At 68.6% G+C, this 22,266-nt stretch carries 21 protein-coding genes; 15 read left to right on the top strand and 6 right to left on the bottom strand.

Annotated elements, in window-relative coordinates; translation table 11 throughout:
- The 3 genes from AB0F70_RS25545 to AB0F70_RS25535 all read left to right on the top strand — a co-directional run.
- Positions 1-763: ricin-type beta-trefoil lectin domain protein (locus AB0F70_RS25545; protein WP_357455422.1), on the top strand; the 763-nt coding region annotated here is incomplete at its 5' end.
- 252 nt (positions 764-1,015) lie between these two features.
- Positions 1,016-2,041 carry a glycosyltransferase gene (locus AB0F70_RS25540; protein WP_357455419.1) on the top strand — a complete coding sequence of 342 codons (1,026 nt, stop codon included), beginning with the start codon at positions 1,016-1,018 and terminating at the stop codon, positions 2,039-2,041.
- Positions 2,042-2,241: 200 nt separating this feature from the next.
- Positions 2,242-2,712 (top strand): hypothetical protein, encoded by a 471-nt coding sequence (locus AB0F70_RS25535; protein ID WP_357455416.1) that lies wholly within the window; start codon positions 2,242-2,244, stop codon positions 2,710-2,712.
- A gap of 30 nt (positions 2,713-2,742) precedes the next feature.
- On the opposite strand, the gene AB0F70_RS25530 is transcribed toward AB0F70_RS25535, so the two are convergent.
- Positions 2,743-3,687 carry a phosphotransferase gene (locus AB0F70_RS25530; protein ID WP_357455413.1) on the bottom strand — a complete coding sequence of 315 codons (945 nt, stop codon included), beginning with the start codon at positions 3,685-3,687 and terminating at the stop codon, positions 2,743-2,745.
- Positions 3,688-3,871: 184 nt separating this feature from the next.
- Here AB0F70_RS25530 and AB0F70_RS25525 point away from each other — a divergent pair, with 184 nt between their 5' ends.
- The 3 genes from AB0F70_RS25525 (at position 3,872) to AB0F70_RS25515 (ending at position 6,393) form a co-directional block, all read left to right on the top strand.
- Complete coding sequence (locus AB0F70_RS25525; protein ID WP_357455410.1) at positions 3,872-4,237, top strand: squamosa promoter-binding protein 15; 366 nt, start codon at positions 3,872-3,874, stop codon at positions 4,235-4,237.
- A gap of 285 nt (positions 4,238-4,522) precedes the next feature.
- Entirely contained in the window at positions 4,523-5,293 is a 771-nt protein-coding gene (locus AB0F70_RS25520) for a ThuA domain-containing protein (protein WP_357455407.1), read from the top strand.
- Complete coding sequence (locus tag AB0F70_RS25515) at positions 5,290-6,393, top strand: Gfo/Idh/MocA family oxidoreductase (protein ID WP_357455403.1); 1,104 nt, start codon at positions 5,290-5,292, stop codon at positions 6,391-6,393. The genes AB0F70_RS25520 and AB0F70_RS25515 overlap by 4 nt, the downstream gene beginning before the upstream one ends.
- Before the next feature lie 36 nt (positions 6,394-6,429).
- Here AB0F70_RS25515 and AB0F70_RS25510 read toward each other — a convergent pair whose 3' ends face one another.
- The 3 genes from AB0F70_RS25510 to AB0F70_RS25500 are packed head-to-tail and all read right to left on the bottom strand — an operon-like array spanning position 6,430 to position 10,037.
- Positions 6,430-7,221, bottom strand: coding sequence for an enoyl-CoA hydratase-related protein (locus AB0F70_RS25510; protein ID WP_357455400.1), 792 nt, complete (start codon positions 7,219-7,221; stop codon positions 6,430-6,432).
- Between the two features lie 12 nt (positions 7,222-7,233).
- The gene (locus AB0F70_RS25505) at positions 7,234-8,502 is read right to left on the bottom strand and encodes a hypothetical protein (RefSeq protein WP_357455397.1); all 1,269 of its coding nucleotides are present in this window, start codon (positions 8,500-8,502) and stop codon (positions 7,234-7,236) included.
- Positions 8,499-10,037 carry an amino acid adenylation domain-containing protein gene (locus tag AB0F70_RS25500; RefSeq protein ID WP_357455394.1) on the bottom strand — a complete coding sequence of 513 codons (1,539 nt, stop codon included), beginning with the start codon at positions 10,035-10,037 and terminating at the stop codon, positions 8,499-8,501. The genes AB0F70_RS25505 and AB0F70_RS25500 overlap by 4 nt, the downstream gene beginning before the upstream one ends.
- A gap of 505 nt (positions 10,038-10,542) precedes the next feature.
- Between AB0F70_RS25500 and AB0F70_RS25495 the strand changes: the two genes are divergently transcribed.
- The 4 genes from AB0F70_RS25495 to AB0F70_RS25480 are packed head-to-tail and all read left to right on the top strand — an operon-like array spanning position 10,543 to position 15,286.
- The gene (locus AB0F70_RS25495; RefSeq protein WP_357455391.1) at positions 10,543-11,709 is read left to right on the top strand and encodes an acyl-CoA dehydrogenase family protein; all 1,167 of its coding nucleotides are present in this window, start codon (positions 10,543-10,545) and stop codon (positions 11,707-11,709) included.
- 42 nt (positions 11,710-11,751) lie between these two features.
- Positions 11,752-12,531 (top strand): electron transfer flavoprotein subunit beta/FixA family protein, encoded by a 780-nt coding sequence (locus AB0F70_RS25490; RefSeq protein WP_357455388.1) that lies wholly within the window; start codon positions 11,752-11,754, stop codon positions 12,529-12,531.
- 14 nt (positions 12,532-12,545) lie between these two features.
- Complete coding sequence (locus tag AB0F70_RS25485) at positions 12,546-13,505, top strand: electron transfer flavoprotein subunit alpha/FixB family protein (RefSeq protein WP_357455386.1); 960 nt, start codon at positions 12,546-12,548, stop codon at positions 13,503-13,505.
- A gap of 5 nt (positions 13,506-13,510) precedes the next feature.
- Positions 13,511-15,286, top strand: a complete 1,776-nt coding sequence (locus AB0F70_RS25480; RefSeq protein ID WP_357455383.1) for a cytochrome b/b6 domain-containing protein — start codon at positions 13,511-13,513, stop codon at positions 15,284-15,286.
- Positions 15,287-15,304: 18 nt separating this feature from the next.
- Here the strand turns inward: AB0F70_RS25480 and AB0F70_RS25475 are convergent, their stop codons facing one another.
- On the bottom strand, positions 15,305-16,192 hold the full coding sequence (locus AB0F70_RS25475) for an aminoglycoside phosphotransferase family protein (protein WP_357455380.1): 888 nt from the start codon (positions 16,190-16,192) through the stop codon (positions 15,305-15,307).
- 120 nt (positions 16,193-16,312) lie between these two features.
- Between AB0F70_RS25475 and AB0F70_RS25470 the strand changes: the two genes are divergently transcribed.
- Positions 16,313-16,882, top strand: coding sequence for a dihydrofolate reductase family protein (locus tag AB0F70_RS25470; RefSeq protein WP_357455377.1), 570 nt, complete (start codon positions 16,313-16,315; stop codon positions 16,880-16,882).
- Between the two features lie 96 nt (positions 16,883-16,978).
- On the opposite strand, the gene AB0F70_RS25465 is transcribed toward AB0F70_RS25470, so the two are convergent.
- On the bottom strand, positions 16,979-19,585 hold the full coding sequence (locus AB0F70_RS25465; RefSeq protein ID WP_357455374.1) for a tetratricopeptide repeat protein: 2,607 nt from the start codon (positions 19,583-19,585) through the stop codon (positions 16,979-16,981).
- Between the two features lie 192 nt (positions 19,586-19,777).
- Between AB0F70_RS25465 and AB0F70_RS25460 the strand changes: the two genes are divergently transcribed.
- The 4 genes from AB0F70_RS25460 (at position 19,778) to AB0F70_RS25445 (ending at position 22,231) form a co-directional block, all read left to right on the top strand.
- On the top strand, positions 19,778-20,266 hold the full coding sequence (locus AB0F70_RS25460; RefSeq protein ID WP_357455370.1) for a hypothetical protein: 489 nt from the start codon (positions 19,778-19,780) through the stop codon (positions 20,264-20,266).
- Positions 20,267-20,340: 74 nt separating this feature from the next.
- The gene (locus AB0F70_RS25455) at positions 20,341-21,165 is read left to right on the top strand and encodes a matrixin family metalloprotease (RefSeq protein ID WP_357455367.1); all 825 of its coding nucleotides are present in this window, start codon (positions 20,341-20,343) and stop codon (positions 21,163-21,165) included.
- Between the two features lie 11 nt (positions 21,166-21,176).
- Positions 21,177-21,359: a hypothetical protein gene (locus AB0F70_RS25450; protein ID WP_357455363.1), complete on the top strand. Its 183-nt coding sequence runs from the start codon at positions 21,177-21,179 to the stop codon at positions 21,357-21,359.
- A 137-nt stretch (positions 21,360-21,496) separates the two neighbouring features.
- On the top strand, positions 21,497-22,231 hold the full coding sequence (locus AB0F70_RS25445; protein WP_357455360.1) for an SDR family oxidoreductase: 735 nt from the start codon (positions 21,497-21,499) through the stop codon (positions 22,229-22,231).
- Positions 22,232-22,266: the final 35 nt, after the last annotated feature.

Here is a 22,266-nt window from a genome sequence, read left to right as displayed (position 1 = left end):
CATCTCGTCGGACAGGTCATGGCGTCGCGCATCGCTCACGACCCCGCATCATGCCGAACCAGCAGGTCAGGACCACAATCCCAAACAGGCCCTAGGGACCTCGCTCTCCAGCGACTACCAGGCCAACCTGCAGCGGTTCGCGGACCTGGGTGTCGACGTGCAGATCACCGAGCTGGACGTGGAGCAGGGCAACAACCAGGCCAACATCTACGCGGCGGTGACCCGGGCGTGCCTGGCGGTCTCACGGTGCACCGGCATCACGGTGTGGGGTGTGCGCGACGACACCTCCTGGCGCACGGACAACCCCCTGCTGTTCGACCGCTCGGGCAACAAGAAGCTCGCCTACCACGCCGTCCTCGACGCGCTCAACGGCGTCTCCTCGGGCAACACGTTCCGGCTCCGGAGTGAGTCTTCGGGCCGGTGCCTCGACGTGCCGAACGGCACCACCACCAACGGCACGGGCCTGCAGATCTGGGACTGCCACAGCAACTCCAACCAGCAGATCACCCAGAGCGGCCAGACGCTGCGGATTCTGGGCAAGTGCCTGGACGTCCCTGCGGAAGCCGCGAACGGTACCCGGGTCCGGCTGTGGGACTGCAACGGGGGCAACAATCGGCAGTGGACGTCCAACGGCAGCTCGATCAGCAGCGTTCGGTTCCCGTCGCTGTGCCTCGACGTGAACGCCGCGGCCACAGTGAACGGCACGGCCGTGATCCTGTGGTCGTGCCACTCCAACGCGAACCAGCGGTGGAGCCGGGTCTGACCGGCAGCCGCTGAGCAGTCGGACTCCAACCACGCCGTCGCCCGGCTAAGTAGCTTCCAGTCCTTCGGGCCGAAGCCGACGGAGAGCGATCTCGAAGATCCGACGTATGTACCCGGCCCGAATGGTCCCAGCAATACTGCTGGCTTGTCAGCGCTTTTGCGGTTTCTGCTGGCCCTGGTCCCGCTCCGCAGGGCGCCGAGCGGCTGGCGCTAGATGAATTCGAGTTGACCTCACAGGAGGTACACTACGGCGATGAAAAAAGTTCGCGTAAACATGGCCTCGGAGAGCGACATCTCCGTACAGGGTCACGGAGTTCATACTGCTTATATCGAGATGGCAGATGCGCTGGAGAAGCGTGACGACGTAGCTCTCACCCGCAGTGCTTTTGGACGAACGCTTGATGTCGACATTGTCCACCTGCACACCATAGGGCCACGTACGTGGCGCAAGTTATTCCAACCTGGTGCGAAGAAAGTAGTATCAGCTCACGTAGTGCCAGCTTCGCTTGTCGGATCGCTGGTGGGGGCAAAGTACTGGCTCCCTGTCGCCCGCTGGTATATGCGATGGTTCTACAATCGTGCCGATAAGGTGCTAGCGGTGTCGGCGACGGTAGCGCGGGCTCTGCACGATGAACTGCGTGTTCCCAAAGCAAAGATCGGCGTATTTTATAACACGATCGACATGAGTCGTTATGCTCACGTGCCCACGGACAAGACGACGGCGCGCCAGGGATTACGTATTGCACTAGACGATTTTGTGGTACTGGGCAATGGCCAGGTGCAGCCGCGAAAGCGTTTGGACGTGTTTATACGGATGGCCAAGGAGTTGCCTGACATTGCTTTTATCTGGGTGGGTGGGATACCGTTCAAGCAGCTGGGCGCCGATTACGCGAGTATGCAGCGCCTGATGCGCAGTGTGCCAACCAATATGGTCATCACCGGAGTTGTGCCCCACGAGAAGGTTCGTGACTATCTACTGGCCGCGGATGTATTCTGTCTACCCGCCGAGCAAGAGAATCATCCTATGTGTGTTCTCGAGGCGGCTGGTGCCGGGTTGCCAGTTATTCTGCGCGACATTCCTGAGTATGAAGATACATTCAAAGGTGATGCGCTGCTGTGTAGTGACGAAGGATTTACAGAAGCAGTGATGGAATTGCGTAGCGACAAGGCGTTCTATAGTTCACAACAACAATCTGCCGCTCGAATCGCCAAACGTTTTGATAGCCAGGAAGCTGCGGCACGACTAGTGAAACTGTATGCTCAGTTGATGGCTGAATAGTAGAGCTCGGCGACGTTGCTCACATTCCCGCCCAGCTCTCATGAGCGAATTTTGGTGACGCTCGGTGTATCCGGTGCCCCCATACCTGCGGGATGCCGGAGGATCTCTCGATCACCGATTACTAACGGGACCTGCGGGCGAAGGTTCTGACCGCCGCGACGGTGCCGGCACCCCCACCATGGCGTCCGGCCGACTGCCACGTGGTCGCTATCGGCGGGCTGCTCTGTGTCGGATTCGCCAGCGATCCCGACAGCGGTCGCGACCTGCTGTTGGTGGCATCCACAAGCGGGCTCGGGTTGTTCGACACCGTCACCGGTGAGCGCCTGGCCCGCGACCGCGAGGCTGATACGGGCTGGCCGGACGACAACGACTTGACGTGCCAGGGGATCGGGCCGATCGCGCAGCGCCGCGTGCCGATGGCAGGGCTGGCCGGCGGCGGTCTGCGCGCCGGCGCCGCGGGCTGGTCGGTGGACATCGCCAGCCCGGACTGGCCATATGAGCGGGTGCTCTTGTCCACCGGGAGTCCGTACACCGGTGGAGCGCACGGCGAGACCTGGTGGCACATCTTCCATTCGCGCTATTCCGAACTGCGTGCGGCCGGGTTCTCCCCATCCGGGGCGACGCTGGTGGTGGCGACCAGCAGCGACATCAACCTGTGGACCAGGGCCTGACCCGTACCGGAGGCTGATTCACCACCGCGGCTAGCGCAGCGAGTTCAGTTCGTCGAGAGCGCGATGGCCGCGCTCGACCACCCCGGGAACGACGTCGTGGCGCCTATCGCGGACGGGGATTTCGAGCATGTGGAGTATGTGCGCCGCTGTGAGCACCGCCGCGCCCTCCCAGCCGACCAGGTCGAGGATTTTCGTCCACAGCCGCCTTCGGACATCGTCCAGCAGCGGATCCTGGAAGGTGTACCAAACGAGGGTGGCGAGATCGATCGCCCGCGTGCCGCTACCTGCGTTCCCGATGTCCACGACCGCCACCACCGCTCCGTCACGGACCAGGATGTTGCCGGGGGTAGCGAGATCGGCGTGGACCATGTCGGGTGCGTCTGGTGGTGGTGGGATGTCGGCACACACGAGCCGCAGGCGCTCGACCAGGGCGGATACCGCGGAGGAGTACCCCGAGAGCCTGGCGATGGACTGGCGGAGCAGCGAATGCTCGAGCGCCTCGTCGAGAACCTGCCCGGCGACAGCCGAATCCCGACCAGTGGCGACCCGCCAGGCGTACGACCAGTGGTCGTAGGGCTCGGAGGCTTGGCCGGCCTGGAGCTCGATGATCTCCATCAGCTGCTCAATGAGGCAGGCGTTCAGCTCCGACGCGGGAGCCGCGTCGACGAAGTCCATCAGATGCCACACATGAGTGGCGGTCGCCCCTACTGCGAGCCAGGCCGGGGTGGGATAGCCGCGCCTCCGCATGTGCTCGACCACTCTCTGGGCGCGCAACGTCTCGTCCAGGTGGTCGGGGTGTGCCCGGGGCACCACTTTGAGAACCGCATCTGCACGTCCGGCCAGCTGGACGCGTGTGGCGCCCCCGTTGACGCCTCCGGTGAGGCGACCGAGCAGAGTGACCTCTGCCCCGACCGATCTGGCCACGTCGTCCAGCACCTCGGCCGGTAGCTCTTCGGGATGGGTGCCCTGGTTCATCGGCTCGTGGCGGCAACGGCGAGAGCGCAGCACATGCTCACCACCCTATGGCCGAACGCGGCCTTGGCGGGAAGCCGGCGCAGGGTTGCAGTTTGACCGTCTCACCGCTCATTGGTGAGGTGCTGTCCGTTCCGGTAGAACGATCGCTATGAGCTGGGTGGCGAACGTCATGATCTCGGTCGATATGGACGACAACGAGAACGCGGAGGCGCTGAGCGAGTGGCTGCGGACGGAAGCTCCCCTCCGGTCGAGTCCTGAGCGTGGCGGAGTGGGCTACCTGAGGTTGCTCACGAGCGCGGAGGACAGCCAATGGGGCGGGTGGAAGGTGCCCGAGTGCGAGGTGTGGGCAGGAGCCTTGAACCACGCTGACCTCGATGCTCTCCGGCAGCGGTTTTTCGAGACGCCGTGGCGCGAGCCGAACGCTGCGCAACTGTTCACGATGGACCAGGACGAGGGCTTCTTCCGGCTGTGGATGGTCCGCGGCGACGAGCTGCGGCAGTTCGCGCCGCTCGTACCAAGCGAGGATGACGAGGTCTTCTACCGGGGGTGAGGAGCCAACATTCTCGGCTGATCTCGCTGGGTAGCCCGCCCGACGTCGGACATGCTCGACGGGCCGGCCGGCGACCCCGCGCGCCTTGGGCGAGGACGGGAGACAGCCTACGGACGCGGCGTTGGCTCGGCTCCGCGCTCTGCAGGGTTGTGACCGGCAAATACCGCTGGTCTTGGCCTGTCGGTACTGCTTCGATGGGCGGGCCCCGCCGCGACGTCTGGCGGGCAGCCCTGGCGCGCTCTACGTGGTGCCGTGGGCCGGGCCCAGAAAACGGAGGAAGCAGACATGCCAAACGAACCGATCCGGGTCCTCGTGTGGGGCGAGAACCGGCACGAGCAGGTCGAGTCGTCCGTCGCCGAGCGCTACCCGGACGGCATGCACGGCGCGATCGCCAAAGGCGTCGGCGAGTGGCTCGGGGACAAGGCCCGCATCGCCACGACCACCCTCGACGAGCCCGAGCACGGGCTGACCTCCGATGTGCTGGACGAGACCGACGTGCTCGTCTGGTGGGGACACGCTGCCCATGGCGACGTCGCTGACGATGTGGTCGAGCGGGTCCACCGCCATGTCCTGGCCGGGATGGGCCTCATCGTGCTCCACTCCGGACACTGGTCCAAAATCTTCGTGAAGCTCATGGGCACCACCTGTTCGCTGCGCTGGCGCAGCGAGCACGACCGCGAGCTGGTGTGGACCGTGAACCCGCAGCACCCCATCGCCCGCGGTATCCCCAACCCGATCATCATCCCCGAGCAGGAGATGTACGGCGAGTACTTCGACGTGCCGACCCCCGACGAGCTGGTCTTCATCAGCGGTTTCAGCGGCGGCGAGGTCTTCCGCAGCGGCCTGACCTACCGCCGCGGGTTCGGCCGCATCTTCTACTTCAGCCCCGGCGACCAGGACTTTCCCGTCTACCACCACCGGGACGTGAACCACGTGATCGCCAACGGCATCGAATGGGCCCGGCCTGACCGGGAGCGCGAGACGCCGACGCTCCTGCGTTACGAGACCGACGACTTCTTCAACGGCCAGGGCTACCGTGGGGCGTTCGAGCGATGACCTTCCGGACCATCGAGACCGAAGGGCCCCTGCGCCTCGTCGTGGTGGGCGCCGGCGGCATGGGCCGGGCCTGGACCCGGGCGATCCAGGCAAACCCCGATACCGAGCTCGTAGGCATCGCCGACCTGTCCTCGGCGGCGGCCGAATCGGCCGCCGCCGAGACCGGCATCCCTGGTCTCCCGGTCGGGGCCGACGCCGTCGAACTTGCTCGTCGCACCGATGCGGACGCCATCCTCAACGCCACTATTCCGGAAGCACACCACTCGGTCACGACGGCCGCGCTGCTGGCCGGTATCCCGGTCCTGGGGGAGAAGCCGGTCGCCGCAAGCGTGGCCGAAGGACTCTCGCTCGCGGCCGCGGCCGAGTACACCGGGCAGCTGTTCATGGTCAGCCAGTCCCGCCGCTATCACCGGTCGCTCTTCACCGTGAAGCGACAGGTGGCGGCGCTCGGCGTCGTCGGCCTCGTCGCGGTCGAGTTCTTCAAGGCCCCGCATTTCGGCGGCTTCCGCGACAAGATGGCGAGTCCTCTGCTGCTGGACATGGCGATCCACCAGTTCGACATGGCGCGGTTCCTGCTCGACGCCGACCCTGTCTCGGTCTCCTGCGAGGAATACAACCCGGCGTGGAGCTGGTACGCCGGCGACGCGGCCGCCACCGCGGTCTTCGCCATGGAGGGCGGAGCCCGCTTCACCTTCAACGGCTCGTGGTGCAGCCCTGGCTTCGAGACCTCCTGGAACGGCGCCTGGCGGATCTCCGCCGAGCGCGGCACCGTGCTCTGGGACGGCGACGGCGAACCCGACAGCGACCCCGAGACGTCCGTCGCAGACGCCGAAGACCCCGGGCATGAGATCGCGGGATCTCTGCGCGAGTTCGTCGCCGCCCTCCGCTTCGGCACGGAGCCGATGGGGCGCGTGCACGCCAACGTCATGAGTCTCGCCATGGTCGAGGCCGCGATCCAGAGCGCGGCGCAGGGGAGCAGGGTCGCGATCGACGACGTGCTCGAGCGGTCCTACGAGTCTGCGCTCGCGACCGAGCGGAACGTCGAGGTCCTCGGCGTCCTGAAGTCCTGGCCGTCGGTACGGGACGCCTTGAGCAGGTGAGGGTGTGAGTCCGGAGAGGGCGGCCCGTCCTGTCGCTCAGTGTCCTGGAAACGACGGTGGCCGCTTGGCTAGGAACGCCGCAGTGCCTTCGCGCATGTCGCCCGTCGCGAACGTCTTCCGGAAGGCCGCTCTCTCGATATCGAGCGCATCAGTAGTGGTTCTCCCGACCGAGTCGCCGATCACTGACTTGCACAATGCGACCGCTACCGGTGAGCGAGTGGCGATCTCAGCGAGTGTCGCGGCGGCGGAGTCGAGCATCTCTTCTCGGGTGTCGAACACCCTGTTGACGAGTCCGATCCGCCGCGCCTCCATGGCATCGATCTTCCGGCCCGTGTAGATCAGCTCCTTTGCCCAGCTGGGGCCGACCCGGTGGTGCAGACGCGCGCAGCCGCCGAAGCCCGGGATCAGGCCGAGCGACACCTCGGGCTGGCCGAACACCGCCGAACTGGTGGCGTAGATGAAGTCAGCGGCCATGGCCAGCTCGCAGCCCCCGCCGAGCGCATAGCCGGACACACAGGCGATCACCGGGACGGGCAGCTCTTCGAGCAGCCGGGTGACCCTCTGGCCGAGTGCACCGAATGCCTCGCCCTCGTCCGGGGTCATCACGGACATCTCGCGGATGTCGGCTCCCGCGACGAACGCACGCTCACCGGCTCCGGTCAGGATGACGCCGCGGATGTCGCTACCGGTCAGCGGAAGCAGGCCTTCCAGCAAGGTGCACAACTCGGTGAGCACTGCCCTGTTCAGCGCGTTCAGCGCGTTCGGCCGGTTCACTGTGATGGTGAGGACGCCGCGGTCGTCCGACAGCAGCAAGGTCTTGTCGCTCATGGTGGTTGCCTCTCAGGAGTCCCATATGGCGCCATAGGCCGGGATGCCCCGCATCTCCAGCTGTTCGACGATGTTCCAGGTGGTCTTCTTGTTGGAGATGCAGATAACCGCTTCCGCGTCGAACTCGCGGTACGCCTGGTAGGCGAGCGCCACCAGGTCGGGTTTGCCGGAAGCCGTGGTGTCCCAGATGACCGGATCAGGTTGCACGGCGAGGATCTCGTCGACCAGGTCGTCCCCGTAGGTGGCCCGCGGGTCGCGAGTGGACCAGACCAGGCGAGAGGGTGTCTCACGCGAGAGCAGATGTGGCAGGCAGGGACCGATACCGCTGCCGGTGGCCACCCACACGACGCGGCGGAACAGCCGGTCGATGTTCCCGACGCCGGCTGTCGGGATGCCCTTGACCCACAGGTGCGATGGGCGGTCGTCGATCAGCGCCCCGGTCCAGTCGCCCGCTCGGGAGATGGTGAGCCGGAATCCGGGCGCACCGGGAGACGGCACGTTGGCGAAGGAGTGCCATTCGCGCAGAGGGCTACGGCTGACCGTGGTGGACGATCCGGCGAACGGCGTCACGCCGTAGTCGAAGTGCACGAGCGCGACATGCGTGGAGGGAGAGGTGATCCGTACCGGCACCCGGCGCAGCCGAAGCCAGGGCAGGGCGACGCTGACCGACACGACGAGCAGCACCAGGAACGGCGCCGGCCCGGCCTCGGAGAAGAGGAAGGAGTGCAGCCAGAACAGGGCGAGCAGGCTCCAGCCACCGAAACGGTGCATCAGCTCGAAACGGTTGTGGTGGCGCGCCCGGAGCGTCGGCAGCGCGAACGTGATCATGGCGAGCAGCAGTGCGGCGATCAGGTAGGTCACCACGAGCACCGCAGCGCCCACCGGCCGCACCGTCGCTGTGGCCGCGAAGATCAGGAACCACCCGGTCGCGGACACCATCCCGCCGACGTGGATGCCCCCGAACACGTGGTAGACCTTGCCGAGCAGGGCGCGCACCCGCAGTGGCCAGGTCACCGGCGCGCTGGTCGCGGACAGGAAGATCGCGTTGATCACGTACTGCTGCCGGATCAGCGTGGCAAGCGCGATGTTCGCCAGCATCATGTTTGAGATCGTGCCCAGGTCGCCCAGCCAGCCGCCGCCGGCGAGGACCACGATGTTGACCGCGACCACGCCCGCTGCGAGCCGGTTGTGGTGCATCAACCGCCTGTGTCGCCACGCGCGGCGCCACCTCCCGCGGACCGGTGGCAGCGAGTGGGTCAGCTCGGTGTCGGCCGTTGTCACGCCATCGCCTCCTCAGCGGTCAGTCCGGCGACCAGAGTTCGCTTGTCGACCTTGCCGCGGTGCGTGGTCGGCAGCTCGGCGACAGGGTGGACGGTGGCCGGCACGCAGTAGTAGGGCAGGATGCCCGCGACCACATGGCGGGCCGCGACGGCGTCCACTCCCACCGGGGTGACGAAGCCGACCAGTTCGCCGTCATGCAGCACGGTCGTCGCACGCTCGCATCCGGGCGTGCGTTCCAGCGCTGAGGTGACCGCATCCAGCTCTACGCGGAAGCCCCGGACCTTCACCTGATCGTCGGTGCGTCCGTGGTGCTCGAGCCGGCCGTCGGAGGTCCAGCGGCCGAGGTCGCGGGTGCGGAACATACGGTTCTCGCCACCGAGGAACGGGTCGGGAAGGTAGCGTTGCGCGGTCAGCTCAGCATTGCCCAGGTAGCCCTGGCTGACGCAGGCCCCGCCCGCCCACAGCTCCCCGACCTCGCCGATCGGGCACGGCCGAAGGTGCTCATCAAGCACATAGACGGTGGTGTTGGGCAGCGGCGAGCCGATGGTGGGCTCCTCGCCGCGCCGGTGCGGCGAGGCGATCGTGTTCACGATGGTGACCTCGGTGGGTCCGCACGCGTTGTGGAACCGGGTGAACGACGACCAGGTGTCCGCGAGCGGGCGCGGGCAGCGCTCCCCGGCCACCGCCACCACAGCGACGTTGCGGCACAGAGCCGGATCCAGGCTCGCGAGCACACTCGGTGTCGCGATCACCACGTCCACCGACCGCACCACCTCCAGGATCGAGCCGCCTCTGATCACCAGTTCCGCGCCACGACAGAGCGCCACGAAGATCTCCCACGCCGCCATGTCGAACGCGATGTTGAGCAGCTGCGACACCTTCATGCCCGGCCGGACGTCGAGTGCGCCCGGCCCGTGTGTGACCACATTGCACAGATTCGCGTGCGTGACTGCGACTCCGTTCGGTGTGCCCGTGGTGCCCGAGGTGAAGATCACCACCGCCGAATGTCCCGGCATGACCGCGACCGCGGGCGGCTCCGCCCGCTCACCGGAGAGCTTGTCCACTGCGAGCACCACCCGACCGGGCAGCGAGGGCAGGGCGGTGACGCAATCGGACAGCGTCAGCACTACACGGATGTCAGCGGTCGTGACGATGTGCGCCAGGTGTGCACTCGACGTGATCCGGGCGTCCTGAGGCACGTACGCGGCCCCCGCCTTCAATACCCCGAGGATGCCGACAACCATCGGGATCGAGCGCCTCACGAACAGTCCAACTCGATCACCTGGGCCGACGCCGAGCCGCACGAGCCTTTCAGCGAGCAGGTTCGCCCGTCGGTCGAGCTCGCGGTAGGTCAGCGACTCGCCGGCGTGTGTCACCGCGACCGCCTCCGGTCGACGCCGGGCCGTGGCCTCGAACGCCTGATGCAGCAGGACGAACGGCGGTCGCGCCGACGCCCCCGTCCCGAAGCGCCGGAACAACTCTTGGTCAGCTGGCGTCAGATCAGTCAAGGCGGACCGGTCGATGTGATTGGTCATGTGCGACAACTCCGTTTCGGGACGCGCTCGCCAACGAGAGCGGCCCCGGCGCCCTCGTTGGCAAGACCAGGCAGAGATTCGACGCGCAGGGTTTCGGACGCACTCACCCCCGACACGGGTAGCTCGGCGGAATACACGGACGAGGTCTCACTCGTCCGTCACCGTAAGGCGAATTGTCCTTGATTTAGCATCTACTTAATCGTTTCAGGCTCTGGGATCACCGGTGGCTGGGGCGCTGGCCCGCCGTTTCGCGCCCTCGTCAGCGCGGATGGCATCGCAGTTGGGAGACGCCGTTTCAGACGCCGGCTTGGCGCGGACCTCCGCCCAGATCCCGCCGTCGACCGCTGGCGCTTGATCTGATACTGGGTCTCAGGCATACTCGCCAGTGCCCGGGTGGCGGCGTGACGCCGACGGACGAGACACTCGACGACGAGCAGCCGGAACACGGTATTTCCCCTCCACGCGCCGGGCACCACAGCCGTCCGGCCCAACGAAAGGCGAAGCCATGCAGCGTGAAATCTACGACGAGGACCACGAGGCGTTCCGCGAGGTCGTGAAGGAGTTCGTCAAGCGCTACGTCACCCCGGAGAAGGCGAAGCAGTGGGACGCCGACGGTGAGGTCGACCGCGCGACCATGAAGGCAGCGGCGGAGCACGGCATCGTCGGGCTCTCCGTGCCGGAGGAGTTCGGCGGCGCCGGGATGCTGATGGACTACCGCTTCCGCAGCGTGGTGAACGAGGAGCTCATCGGCTGCGGCCACGGCTCGGCGCTGGCCGGGGCCGTAGGGATCCACGACGACCTCGCGGTACCGTACATCGCCCACTTCGGCACCGACGCCCAGAAGGCGAAGTGGCTCCCGAAGATGGCCACGGCCGAGATTCTCGGCGCGCTCGCGATGACCGAGCCGGGTGCGGGCAGCGACCTGCGGGCCGCGCGGACCACCGCGAAGAAGGTCGACGGCGGCTACGTCGTCAACGGTGCCAAGACGTTCATCTCCAGCGGCAAGACGGCGGACATCATCGTCACGTTCGTCAAGACCGGTGAGGGCAACCGCCCGGACGCCTTCAGCCTGATCATCCTCGAGGACGGCATGCCCGGCTTCGAGCACGGCAAGAAGCTGCACAAGATGGGCTTCCCCGGCCACGACACGGCCGAGCTGAGCTTCAGCGACGTCTTCGTACCGGACGAGAACCTCATCGGCGGCGTCGAGGGCCGCGGGTTCGTGCACCTCATGATGAACCTGCCGCTGGAGCGCCTCTCGATCGGTGCCGTCGCCGCCGCCGTCGCCGAGGCCGGGGTGAAGTGGACGATCGACTACACCACGAGCCGCGAGGCGTTCGGCAAGCCGGTCATCGACTTCCAGAACACCCGGTTCCGGCTGGCCGAGATGGCCACCACGGTGGACGTCATGTGGGCCTACGTCGACCGCGCGATGAACCTCTACCGGCAGGGCAAGCTCAGCGCGGACGAGGCCGCGAAGGTCAAGTTCTGGTGCACCGAGCGGGAGTGGGAGGTCCTCGACCAGGGCGTCCAGCTGCACGGCGGGTACGGCTACATCCTGGAGTACCCGATCGCGCGGGCCTTCCTCGATGCCCGTGTCCACCGCATCTACGGCGGCACGAACGAGGTCATGCGCGAGATCGTCGCTCGCAGCATCACCGGCCGCAAGTAGTCTCTCCACGTCAGCCGTTCGAGGAAAGAGCAGAGTCCAGCCATGAGGATCGTCGTCCTGGTGAAAGTCGTGCCCGACACCAACGCTGAGCGCACGCTCAGCCTGGAGACGGGGCTCGCCGAGCGTGCCACGGCAGCTCTCGTCGCCGACGAGATCGGGGAGCGCGCCCTGGAGGTCGCGCTCTCCTACGCCGACGCGCACGAGGGCACCGACGTGCACGTCCTGGCCGTCGGCCCCGAGGAGTCGACGACGTCGATCCGCAAGTGCCTCGCGATGGGCGCGGCGAGTGCCACGCACGTCGTCGACGCCGGACTCGTCGGCGCGGACCTCGGGCTGACGGCCGAGGTCGTCGCCGCGGCGCTCGGCCGGGTCGGGTACGACCTGGTGCTCGCCGGCAACCAGTCCACGGACGGCATGGGCGGGGTGCTTCCGGTGATGGTCGCCGAGCACCTCGGCCTGCCGAGCCTGACGAACCTCACCGCGGTGACGATCGGGGACGCCGAGGTCAGCGGCACGCGCCTGTCGGAGGACGCGGCGGTGGGCCTGAGCGCACCGCTGCCGGCCGTCGTGTCGGTGACCGAGGCGCTCCCCGACCCCCGGTTCCCGGGCTTCAAGGGGATCATGGCGGCGAAGAAGAAGCCGGTGGAGGTGCTCTCGCTCGCCGACCTCGGCCTCGACGCGGACGACCTGAGCACGTCGCGCTCGATCATGCTCACGATCGACGCCCGTCCTCCGCGAGGCGGGGGCGTGAAGATCACCGACGACGACGGTGATGCCGCCGTCCGACTGTCGGCCTTCCTGGCCGAGAACCACCTGATCTGAGAAGGGGGACGACGATGACTATCGCTGCTGACTCGATCCTGGTGCTGCTCGACACGACGCCCGACGGCGCCCTGGCGAAGTCCTCGGCCGCGCTGCTGGGTGCGGCCTCGACCGTGGGGACGCCGGTCGCGCTCGTCCTCGGCGACGAGGCGGCCGCCAAGGCCGCCGCCGAGCTCGGCGCCGCCACGGTACTGCGCGCCCCTGCGCCCGACAGCCAGGTGGGCGTGGTCGACGCCCTGGTCGCCGCCGCGGCTCTGGCTCGGCCCGACGCCGTCCTGGCGTCCCACTCGGTCGACGGCCGGGAGGCCGCCGCCCGCTTCGCCGTGCGCGCCCGTTCGGGCCTGGTCATGGACGCTATCGAGGTGGCCCGCGACGACCAGGGCGTCATCGCCCGCAGCTCCGCCTACGGCGGGTCGTACACGGTGACGTCGACGGTGACCCACGGCGCGCCGGTCATCACGGTGCGTCAGGGCGCGGTCGAGGCGCGCGCCGAGGCGCGGCCGCTGGCCGAGATCACGCTGGAGGTAGCCGCGAGCGGCGTTGCCGCCGCCACGACCGGTTCGGTCGAGGTCGCCGAGAAGACCGGCGGGCGTCCCGATCTGCGCGGAGCCGCGAAGGTCGTCTCGGGCGGCTGGGGCCTGGGCTCGAAGGAGGACTTCGCCCTCGTCGAGCAGCTCGCCGACGCGCTCGGCGCCGCTGTCGGTGCGTCGCGCGCCGCGGTCGACGCCGGTTTCGTGCCGTCGTCGGCCCAGGTGGGCCAGACCGGTGTGCAGGTCGCGCCGCAGCTCTACATCGCCCTGGCGATCTCCGGGGCGATCCAGCACCTGGCCGGCATGCAGACCGCCAAGACCATCGTCGCGATCAACAGGGACGAGGACGCCCCGATCTTCGAGATCGCCGACTTCGGGATCGTGGGCGACGTCTTCACCGTCGTGCCGCAGCTCATCGCCGAGATCGAGAAGGCGAAGGCGTAATCACCGTGGCGACGTTCACCCAGGGTCTTCGTCAGGGGCTGCCGCGTCATCCCGGCGGGCCGGCCTGGCCGCCGGCCGACGCGGCGGTACCAGCCCTGGCCGGGGCTGACGGCACCGCTGTGCAGGAGGCGGCCACGCCCGCGCCCGCTGTGGCGGCGGCCGAACCCGCGCCTGCTGCGCCGGCTCCGGAGCCGGCGCTCGCCGCAGCGCCTGCAGAGCTTGCGGCTGCTGCCGCGGACGCCCCGGCTCCGGCCGGCGGCGTCGAGGTCACGGTGCGTCGCGGCCTGCCGCGTGTCGCCGGTGGCGAGCCCTGGCCGCCGGCTGCCGTCGTCCGGGTGGACCGCTCCGCGGCCCCGACTGTGACCCCGGACGCCGGCCCGCCTGCCGTGGTGGGCGGGACCGCCGTCGTCGCCGAGGAGACGGTCGCCGCGACCGCAGACTTGCCCGCCGCTGCGGACGCTCCGGCCGCCGTCGGGCCGACGGGACCGACCGCCGACACTGTTACCGAGCAGGTGGCGCTGCGTCGCGGCCTGCCGCGGATCGTCGGCGGCGAGCCCTGGCCTCCGGCGGAGACGGTCGCGGTCCAGCGACGAGTCGCCGTCGTTCCCGACGTGGCCACTGCGTCGGTCGCCGCCGAGCCTTCCCGTGCCGATGTGGCCGACGGCGGTTCACCCGTGCCTGAACCGGCGCCGCTGGCCCCGGTGTCGAGCACTCCCGCTGCCCAGGACGAGAGCGCGCCGGTCGTCCAGCAGCCTGCCGCCGTCGAACCCGCCCCGGAGGCCCCGGCCGCGACGGCAAGCGTGAGCGCGCCGGCACGATCGACCGCTCCCGCACGCCCGACCGCGCCCGCACGACCCGCCGAGCCCGCGCGGGAGCCGCGCAGGATCGGTTCGCGCACCCTGGGTGGTTGGGCGCGGATCCTCGGATGGGGGCTGGCCGGCGTCGTCGCCGCTGCGGGAATCATCGTGCTGGCCGCGCGCGGCGTGACCACGCTGCCGGGCGTGCCCGGGTTCCTGGAGCGCTACCCCGGGTCGTACGACCTGCCCGAGTCCGCCCCGGTCGGCTTCCCCGCCTGGGCGAACTGGATGCACTACCTCAACTTCTTCTTCATGGTGCTGATCGTCCGCACGGGTCTGCAGGTGCGGTACCAGAAGACCCCGCCCGCCTACTGGACGCCCGCGAAGGGCGGCAAGAAGATCAGCATCAACCTGTGGCTGCACACCGGCATCGACCTGCTGTGGCTGGCCAACGGGGCCTTGTTCGTGGTGCTCCTGTTCGCGTCCGGCCACTGGGTGCGGATCGTGCCGACCTCGTGGGAGGTGTTCCCGAACGCGGCGTCGGCGATGCTGCAGTACCTCACGCTGAACTGGCCCACCGAGCACGGCTGGGTGAACTACAACAGCCTGCAGCAGCTCATGTACTTCACGGTGGTGTTCGTCGCCGCCCCGCTGGCCGCGATCACCGGGCTGCGTATGAGCGAGTGGTGGCCCAAGGACGCGGACCGGCTGAACAGGCTCTACCCGGCGCCGGTGGCTCGGGCGATCCACTTCCCGACGATGCTCTTCTTCGTGCTGTTCGTGATCGTGCACGTCACCCTCGTGTTTGCCACGGGAGCGCTGCGCAACCTGAACCACATGTTCGCGGCCCAAGACACGGTCAGCTGGGTGGGCTTCGGCTGGTTCGCGGGAGGTCTCGTCCTCGCGGTCGCGGCGGTCTTCGCGGCGCGGCCGTTGGTGATCGCGCCGATCGCTTCCCTCGTCGGCAAGGTCAGCAGCCGCTGAGCGGCCGGAGAGACCCGGCTATGCAGTGAGGCGATCGGCTTCGGCCAGCAGCAGCTCGCCGAAGGGCTGAAAGCCGATGCTGCAGGCGTAGACGCCGCTGAAGACCCGGTGGATGGTTCCCCATTCCCAGATGGCGGTGGCGTCCACGCCCGTGCGCGAAGCCAGCCGCTCGGTCCGCACCCGGAGGTCGTCGCCGAGGTCGGGGTTGCAACGCACGATGGTGCCGAGGTCGCACGCAGGTTCGGCCCGCAGCCCGGCGGGATCGATGAACTTGTAGGTGCCGTCGCTCGCCTGCAGGGCGTTCAGCTCGTGGATGTCACCGTGGACCAGAACCGCGGACCGGTCGTCGTGGGCGAGGCGACGACTGTTCATGCATTCCAGCGCGTCCGCCACGGTGGCCGGCGAACACGGCCGTCCCGCCTGCTCCCACAGTCCTGGTAGCTGGTGGGCGTACTGCTCCGCCAGGTCCGCGCCGGTTGGCAGGTCGACGTCGGGACCGACCGGACGCCACAGGCGAGCCGCCACATCGCACAGCAGGCCGTGGCGGCTGACCGGGTCGGCCACGATGTCGTACATCGGAGCCCCGAGGCGCTCCAGCAGAAGGGCTTGCCGGTCCACGTCCTCGCCCAGCAGCCTGGCGCATCCGTCACCGTCCGTCAGGCGCAACAGCGTGGCCTCCGGCCTGATGTCCCGCCCCGGCACACCGATCTTGAGGACCGCCGGCGTTCCGTCAGCCAGCGTCACCTCGACGACCAGGGCGACGTGACCGCCCGCGAGGCTGGACCCGATCATCAGGGACCACTCCTCGGCCAGGGAGTCGACCATGCTCGGGAGCTCGTCCAGCCAGGACTCGTTGCCGTTGGCGATTACCGTCTTGCGGACCTGTTCAGGAACATCGAGGCTCACACCGCGAGCCTAGCCAGGTGTCGTCGCGTGGATCGGGGCACCGATGAGAAATGGCGCCGACAGTCGTCTGAGTTGAGCACGGTCCGGAGAACGCGGCGCGCCTCAAGGGAGAGCAACAAGATGAGACCACTCCGATACTCGATCAACGTCACGCTCGACGGCTGCTGCCATCACGAGGCAGGGCTCCCTCCGGACGAGGAGTCGATGCGCTACTGGACCGCTGAGATGGAGCGGGCCGATGCCCTGCTCTTCGGCCGGGTGACCTACGAGATGATGGAGTCGGCATGGCGGCGGCCTCCCACGGGTCCGTGGCCCGACTGGATGGGTGAGTGGGAGATCCCGTTCGCCGAGGCCATCGACGGGGCGAAGAAGTACGTCGTGTCGAGCACTCTGAGTGGGGCCGACTGGAATGCCGAGCTGGTGCGAGGCGACCTGGGACCAGCGGTTCAGCGGCTCAAGCAGCAGCCAGGCGAGGGCCTGTGGGTGGGTGGTGTGACGCTCCCACTCGCGTTGGCAGATCTGGGACTGATCGACGAGTACGAGTTCGTCGTGCATCCGGTTGTCGCCGGACATGGGCCGACGTTGCTCGCCGGTCTGCGCGAGCGCATCCAGCTCGAGCTCGTGGACCGCTATGAGTTCCAGTCGGGGGCGACCGCCCTGCGATACCGGCCCATGGGAGCTACGGCTTGACGTGATTTGTCCTAGCGCGTTGGCGGCTCTCTGGCGACAGAACGACGACGGCTCCGCGATTCACCGGACACGACCTGGTCCACAAGCCCTCGCCCGTCAGCCTTCCCTGCGGGCGATCGACGGCCATGCCGCTTCCGGGATGCCGAGCTCGGTGAACGTCGCGAGGGCTGACTCCCGTTGAGATCGGGCTTCGGAGTCGGCACCGGCCGCGGCTGCGACCCGTGCCAGGCCCGCCCGTGCACGGGCCACCTCGTAACGCTCTCCGGCTGCGAGCGCCCGCTCCTCGGCCTCGCGGAGCGGAGGTTCGGCCTCCCCGGCCCGACCGGCGTTGAGGAGCAGCTCGGCGAGCTCGATGCACGCCCCGGTCTGCGCCTCGCCCTCTCCGAGCTGTCGTCCGAGCTGCAGTGCCTTCTGAAGCAGCTCCACGCCCTCGTCGGTCCGTCCCTCGCGGCCGCGGACCACGCCGAGCCCTCGTAGAGCGTCGGCTATGCCGACCGGGTACCCGATCTCGCTCGCGATCGCGAGCGCCTTCTCGAGAGCCTCTGCGGCGTCATGGAGTCTGCCGGTCCGTTCCATCACCAACGCCAGGTTGATCAGGACGACGCTCTCGGCCGCGCGGTCGGCACGCCGTAGCTGGATGTCCAGGGCCCGACGCAGAGCAGCCTCGGCCTCGGCGAAGTTGCCGAGCTGCAGGTGCACGACTGCGGCGTTGTTGGTCGCCCGACCCAGCCCGGTGATGTCGGCGAACCCCTCGAAGATCCGCATAGCCGCTTGGTGATGTTCCAGTGCCTCGCGGTACCGTCCCAGGCGTCGCTCGACGATGCCCAGGCTGTACTGCGTACTGCCCTGCGCTCGCACGTCGCCGGCGTCGCGCTGCAGGTTCAGGGCTTGGCCGAGGCTGTCTCGCGCCTCTCGGTAGCGGCCGGTCCGCCACTGGATGACGCCGATGTTATGCAGCGCCCGGCCGAGGCCGGCACCGTCCCGCTCGCCGTCGCACAGTGCCGCTGCGCGCTGGTGGTCCAGGAGCGCCCCCTCGTAGTCGCCCTGCCGGCGCCGGATCGTGCCGAGCCGATCGAGCACGGCGGCCTCCTGCGCCACGTTCCCTTGGGCTGCGGTGAGCGCGCACCGGTGCAACGTCGCCGCCTCGTCGTAGTGGCCACCGGTGTCGAGGAGGGGGTGCAGGGACTCCGAGAGCAGCAGGGCATGCCTCGGGGAGATCTGCGCGACGGCGAGCAGCGTCGGCCGCTCGGCGCGAAGCCATCGCAGTGCGTTGCCCGCGGGCGGCATCGGGGGGACGCTCGGCAGCGGGGCACTGTCCGGGAGAACCCGTGCCGCGGCGGCGGCGTCGTCGCAGTAGGTGTCGAAGAGCCGGCGGCGTGCCGCCTGGACCTCCAGGATCGGATCGGCCTCGAGCAGCTCGCCCGCGTACTCGCGGAGGAGGTCGTGCATGGCGAAGCGACCACCGCGAAGGCGCTCCACGAGGTGCCCCCGGGCCAGCTCCTCGGCGTACTGCCGACCCGCACCGAGGTGGGTACCCAGCAGAGCGGCTGCGGCGCCGCTCTCCAGGCTCGTCCCGGGGTGCACCGGCAACAACCGGAAGAGCCGCGCGGCGTCGGCTGATAGTCGCTGGTAGGACCACGAGAAGACCGTACGAACGGCGGAGTAGTCGTCCCCGCGGTCCAGGATCGACAACCGCGCGGCGCTGGTGAGCTCGTCGAGGATGTCGCCCAGCGGCTCGTCGGGCCGGGTGGCCACGAGCTCGGCGGCGACACGGAGTGCCAGCGGGAGTCGCGCGCACCTGGCCGCCAGCGTGCGAGTCGCCTCTGCGTCGGAGGCCACTCGATCCCCGACGAGGGCGCCGAGCAGGTCGACCGCCTCGTGCTCCGCCATCAGCTGCACCTCGAGCCGCGTCGCGCCGTACCGCACGACTGCGCCACTCAGGTCCTCTCGACTGGTGATCAGCGCGGCAGCGCCGGGGGCACCCGGGATCAGCTCGTCGACCTGGTCCACTGACCTGGCGTTGTCCAGCAGCACGAGCACCGGCCGCTCGGCTGTCAGCGTGCGATAGAGCGCAGCCCTCTCCCGGGTGCCGTCCGGCACCTGGCGACCGGGGGCGCTGAGCGCCCTGATGAACTCGGCAAGCACGTCGTGCGCCAGTGCCGGCGCGGTGGCGTGGTACCCGTGCAGATCCACGTACAGCACGCCGCCGCGGAACCGGTCGGCCCGTCGATGGGCCCACTGCAGCGCCAGCGCGGTCTTCCCGACACCGGGAGTGCCGGTGAGCACGCAGATCGGTACTCCGTCGGTGTCCGGCAGCAGCACCCTGTCCATCCGCTCGAGGAGCTCGTCCCTGCCTGCGAACGCGCCGACGGGTGCGGGTGCCTGGCGTAGCGCCGCGCTCGGGACCGGTCTGGGCGCCGGAAGCGGCTCCTGGTGCGTCGTGGGCACCTCGGTCGCGGTGAGCCACAGCTCGTGGAAGGCGGCGACGTCGCCCCCCAGGGCTTCGACGATCAGCTCGAGCAGACCCCAGCGCGGCGGACGAGGTTCCGAGAACACCGCGGCAACCGTCGTCCTGCTGCAGCCGACCTCGGCGGCGAGCTGGCGGAGGCTCGGCCGGCCGGCCCGGTGATGGAGCGCGTGCAGGTCGTCGAAGAGCACCTGCAGCGGACCGTGCGAGATCTCCGGCCTCGACAGAACGCCCATGCCCGCCTCCTGTCGCCTGAGCGATCCAGCCCCCGCCTCATGTTAGAGCCGCTGCCCCGCCCGCGCGTCCGGCCGCGTCAAAGTTCGTCCGGTTCCGTCAACCCCGTTCCGAGCGCTCCTAACGTCGAATCACGGCCGCATCGGCGGTCGCGCCGAACAGCTACAGACCACAGACCAACAAGGGAGCAGATCATGACCGCACCAACCGTCACAGGCGACTTCAGGGCCGCCGGTGTCGTCCGGCAGGTCGTCGCACTGCACGCCGCCCAGCAGGCGGGTTCCGTCGACGCCAAGCTGGACGCGAAGCTCGACGCCACGCTCGACCCCAAGACGATGCCCGAGCCGGACGTGCTGCGGCTGGCCCTGGGGATCTTGGTGACCTACGGCCTCTTCACCGAGGAGCAGGCCCAGACCATGCTGAACGTGCTCACGGGAGGGACCTTCGTCAACCTGCCGTCGCTGCCTGCTCCCGAGGGCGTCCCGCTCATGCTGCCGATGTACGACATCTTCCGCGGTGCGATCAACGCCAGGGCGAACACGGTGGACAGCGGCGTGGGCGACGTGCTCGTCGAGATCGGCCACTTCCTGCTCGAGGTCATCCCCCTCGTTCCGGACATCGTGCACGGCATCGAGGAAGCCGGGGCCGCCATCGTCGGCTTCTTCAGCGGTCTCTTCAGCTGACCATCCGGGCGCTCGCGTTCGCGCTCGCGCACGACCGCCCGGTCCGCCGTTCTCGGGAAGGAGATGGGACCGACATGAACGACATCAACTCCGCGCTCCGCCCCGAGATCCGGGACCTGCCCACGATCGGACGGGGAGCACGCTCCGCTGGACTGCTCCCCGTCCAGGACTACCTCCAGCGCTTCGGATACCTGCCGGCAGGCGGGTACGTCCGGGGCAGTCTCGACGGCGACACGGGGCTCGGACTCGCGCTCTTCCAGAGCCGTCTCGGCCTCGAGGTCACCGGCGTCTTCCAGCCCGAGACCCGCTCCGCGATGGCCGAGGAGCGGTGCGGGCTCCCTGACCTGGAGGACGGCCTTGACGCGGCGATCACCTGTCCGTGGCCCGCCGCAGCTCTGACCTTCGGCTTCGGCGTTGACGGCCCGGACGGCTCGAGCACCGAGGACGCGCGGAACGCCGTCCGGGCTGCGTTCACCACCTGGGCGGAGGTGGTGCCCGCCGAGGTCCGCGAGGCATCACCCGGCGAGACGGCCGACGTCGTCGTCGAGTGGCGGCCCGCAGCAGACCCTGACCGCAGCATGGTCGGCGGCGTCGTGGCGCACGCGGACTGGCCAGGCCGGTGCTCGGTCGTCACCATTGCCCTGCCCAAACCGCTGCACTTCGACGCCACGGAGCACACCTGGGCGGTCGGCGCTGTCCCCGGAGCCCTCGACATCGAGTCGATCGCACTGCACGAGGTCGGGCACCTGCTCGGCCTGCGGCACAGCAGCGACCGGTCAGCCGTGATGTACCCGACGGTGAAGGTCGACTTCACGGCCCGCACGCTGCGGCCCGACGACCTGGCCGCGATCCGCTCGCTCTACCCGGACGACGGCCGTCCTCGGCCGCGACGCTCCTAGGAGTTGCCCTCATGCAGGTGGCCGGGACAGGCGTGCTCCTGCTGTGGTTTCTCGGGATCACAACGCTCATTGCCGGCATCGTCCAGACCGTCGTCGGGATCTACCAGTGCGCCGACAACATCGACAGGGCGGCGAAGGTGCTGATCGACGGGCAGAGGGTCAGCCAGAAGTCGGACGCCTCAACCACGTTTTGAGACGGTGTCGTTCACAAGCTGCCACATCTCGTAGTTACCGCATTCTGCAGTGATCTCGGCAGTCGCCTGAGCGGCGGCGAAGAAGTCGTCGGCGTCGGTATTTGCTCGAAATGCCTATCAATGCAACGGGAGCGATCGTGGGAAAGCTTGATAGCAAGGTAGCGGTGATCACCGGGGGATCGACCGGCATGGCACTCGCCGGCGCAAAGCTGTTCGTCGAGGAAGGAGCGCACGTCTTCATCCAGGCCCGGCGGCAGGAAGCACTGGACGACGCCGTCGAGCTGATCGGCCGTAACGTCACCGCCGTCCAGGGCGACGCCACCGAGCTGGACGACCTGGACCGCTTGTACGACACCGTCAAGCGGGAAAAGGGCTCGATCGACGTGCTGTGGGCCAGCGCCGGGATGGGCGAACCCGCCGTCCTCGGCGAGACCACCGAGGAGCAGTTCGACCGCGCCTTCGGGCTCAACGCGCGCGGCACCCTGTTCACCGTGCAGAAGGCACTGCCGCTGATGAACGACAACGGCTCGATCATCATGACCGGGTCCAACGCCTCCCTCGGCGCCTTCCCCGGCTGGAGCCTCTACGCGGGAAGCAAAGCCGTCCAGCAGGCCTGGGCCCGCGTCTGGCTCAACGAGCTGCGCGACCGCAAGATCCGGGTCAACGTCCTGACCCCGGGCCAGGTCGCCACTGCCAAGCAGGAAGAGCTCTTCGACGACGCGACCAGGGCCGCATTCGAGTCCCTCATCCCCCGCGGGGAGATGGGCCGCCCCGAGGAGATCGCCGCCGTCGCCCTGTTCCTCGCCTCCGGCGACTCCAGCTACGTCAACGGCCTGGAGCTGGTCGCCGACGGCGGCACCACCGCCATCTGATCCACACACCTCAAGAAAGGGAAAGAGAGCACATC

It is taken from the genome of Promicromonospora sp. NPDC023805 (assembly GCF_040639635.1).
Taxonomy (GTDB): domain Bacteria; phylum Actinomycetota; class Actinomycetes; order Actinomycetales; family Cellulomonadaceae; genus Promicromonospora.
The sequence above is the reverse complement of the archived record's forward strand: the minus strand, read 5'-3'. Positions and strand labels throughout refer to the sequence as shown.